This window comes from Nonomuraea antri (assembly GCF_013283785.1).
Lineage (GTDB): Bacteria > Actinomycetota > Actinomycetes > Streptosporangiales > Streptosporangiaceae > Nonomuraea > Nonomuraea antri.
Map to the genome: position 1 here is coordinate 1 of NZ_JABCPZ010000469.1, position 2,682 is coordinate 2,682.

Consider the following 2,682-nt stretch of genomic DNA (forward strand, 5'->3'; position numbering starts at 1 on the left):
GGGCGGGAGTGGGCACGACAGGGAGTATCCCTGGTCACCGGCCCCGCACTCGCACCCGGCCCGGTCGGCGGGCCGGGCGCTCGGGCTCGGTGAGCCGCGTCATGACGGCAGGGCGGCGCGGACCCCCGGTTCGACGGCGGCGCGGAAGGCCGCGTCCAGTTCGGCGGGGGTGGCCTGGAGGTCGCCGTCCACCCAGGCGCGCAGCAGCGCCAGGTAGGCGCCGACCACGCAGATCACCAGCGGTTCCAGCAGGCCGGGCGTCCGCAGTCCTGCGGCGCGCAGCTCGTCCGCGACGATGGCGGCCAGCAGCCGCTCGCCGCGTTCCACGACCACGCCGCCGCCGCGCCGCCCCAGCAGCGCCTTGATCAGCTCCCGTCGCTGAGCCACGTGCTCGATCATCGGCCTGCTGAACGTGAACAGCTCCCCCACCGGCCCTGACGGCGGCGGCGTGTGCAGGAAGGCGAGCTCGTCGAGCTGGCTGAACAGCACGTCCTGCTTGTCGGTGAAGTGGGCGTAGAAGGTGGAACGGCCGACGTCGGCGCGCTCGATGACGTCGGAGGCGGTCACCGCGTCGTAGCCCTTCTCCAGGATCAGCGACACCAGCGCCTCCTGCACCGCGCGCCGGGTACGCCGCACCCGCCGGTCTCCGGACACTTTCCCGCCTTCCGTTCGGTACCGCACATCGCGGCCGATCTGCTCGTTGACCCCGATCCCATGATGAACGCACCATGCGAAAACGAACAAGGTGTTCGACAGGGAGGAGACGGGGGTCATGGGACTCGGGAAGCTGCTGCACGACCACGACGAGCACGCCGACGAGGGCGGCACGATCGACCACCCGCGCGCGTACGAGCTCTTCGCCTCGTTCGGCTTCATCGGCGGCCGCCGCGCCGCCTTCACCCGGCTGGCCGCCCAGGCCCGGCCGCGGGCCGGGGACCGGGTCGTGGACGTCGGCTGCGGCACCGGCTACCTCAGCCGGATCCTGGCCCCCGTGGTCGGCCCCGCCGGGCAGGTCACCGGCGTCGACCCGGCCCCGTCCATGGTCGAGTACGCCGTCAAGCGCGCCCCCGCCAACTGCTCCTACCTGGTCGGCCAGGCCCAGGAGCTGCCGTTCCCCGACGCGTCGTGCGACATCGTGGTCTCCAGCCTGGCCGTGCACCACGTGCCCGTCCGGGACCGGCCGCGGGCGATCGCCGAGATGTTCCGCGTGCTGCGCCCGGGCGGGCGGCTGGTCATCGGCGAGTTCCGCCCGCCGGTCAACCCACTGCTGAACCGCCTGGTCGGCCTGCTCACCGGCCCGGCCATGCGGCACTCGCCGCGCGACCTGCTCGGCACGCTCATCCCGGACGCCGGCTTCCAGGTGGACGGCGAGGGCGACCTGCCGTATCTGCTGTATTACGTGCGCGCGACCCGGCCGTGAGCCGATGCTGTGGGTGGCCCGGAATGTCCGTGCCGGTCACGATGGTGATCCGGACGAGCGAGGGAGAACCCATGGCCGCTCCTGCCGACAAGGCCGTCAGGCTGACGTCGCTGTCGCCCGGCGCGGGCTGCGCCTGCAAGCTGCCGCTGGCCAAGCTGGAGGAGCTGTTCGCCGCCGTCGGGCCCGGGCTGCGCCCGGCGTCGGGCGATCTGCTCATCGGGGCGCTGGAGGGGGACGACGCGGCCGTGCTGCGCCTCGACGACGCCCGCGCCCTCGTCCTGACCACGGACTTCTTCACGCCCATCGTCGACGACCCCTACGACTGGGGACGCATCGCCGCCGCCAACGCGTTGTCCGACGTCTACGCGATGGGCGGCCGGCCGCTGATCGCGGTCAACCTGGCCGCCTGGCCGGGCGACGGGCTGCCGATCGCGCTGCTCGGCGACGTGCTCAGGGGCGGGGCCGAGGTGGCCGCGCGGGCCGGGTGCCTGGTGGCGGGCGGGCACACCATCGACGATCCGGTGCCCAAGTACGGCATGGCGGTGGTCGGGCTGGCCGATCCGGACCGGCTGCTGGCCATCGACCGGGTCACGGCGGGTGACCTGCTCGTGCTGACCAAGGCCGTCGGCACCTCCGCCGTCGCCACCGCGCTGAAGCACGGCGCTTTTCAGCAGAGCGCGGCCGGCGTGGGTGCGGTGGACTCTGCCGTGGCCTCGATGGCCTTGCTCAACGCGGGGGCGAGCGAGGCCGCGTTACGCGCCGGTGTCCGCGCGGCCACGGACGTCACCGGGTTCGGGCTGCTCGGGCACCTGCACCGGATGTCGCGCGCGAGCGGCCTGGCCGCGGACGTGTACGCCGGCCGGGTCCCCCTGCTGCCCGCCGCCGCCGAGCTGATCGAGGCGGGCTTCGTCTCCGGCGGGACCCGGGCCAACCTGGCCCGTCTGGCCGGTGTCGTGGACGTCGATCCGGGGGTGCCCGCGGCCGTCTCGGTGTTGCTGCACGACGCCCAGACCTCCGGCGGGCTGCTGCTGGCGGCGCGCGCGGACGCCGTCCCGGAGCTGCTGGCCGAGCTGCGGGCCGGCGGGCTGCCGGCGGCGGTGATCGGGCGCGCGGCCGACGGCGAACCCGGCCGCATCACCGTGCACGCCGGCGAGCCCCCGGGCTGATCGGCGCGGCGGCGACCACCCGCTACGCCTCCGGACCGGGACCGGTGCCGCCCTCGGCGGCGCCGTCCGAGGTGCTGTCCGTGGTGCCGTCCGTGG

Annotated in this window: 3 protein-coding genes; 2 read left to right on the top strand and 1 reads right to left on the bottom strand. The window is 74.6% G+C overall.

The genetic code is table 11. The features are described from left to right. Positions 1-99 precede the first annotated feature (99 nt). Positions 100-654 (bottom strand): TetR/AcrR family transcriptional regulator, encoded by a 555-nt coding sequence (locus HII36_RS54510; RefSeq protein ID WP_173531267.1) that lies wholly within the window; start codon positions 652-654, stop codon positions 100-102. Between the two features lie 118 nt (positions 655-772). On the opposite strand from HII36_RS54510, the gene HII36_RS54515 reads away from it, so the two are divergent. Both HII36_RS54515 and selD read left to right on the top strand, forming a co-directional pair. Continuing rightward, complete coding sequence (locus HII36_RS54515) at positions 773-1,420, top strand: class I SAM-dependent methyltransferase (protein ID WP_173531268.1); 648 nt, start codon at positions 773-775, stop codon at positions 1,418-1,420. A gap of 71 nt (positions 1,421-1,491) precedes the next feature. Continuing rightward, the gene (selD, locus tag HII36_RS54520; RefSeq protein WP_173531269.1) at positions 1,492-2,586 is read left to right on the top strand and encodes a selenide, water dikinase SelD; all 1,095 of its coding nucleotides are present in this window, start codon (positions 1,492-1,494) and stop codon (positions 2,584-2,586) included. The last annotated feature ends 96 nt before the right edge of the window (positions 2,587-2,682 follow it).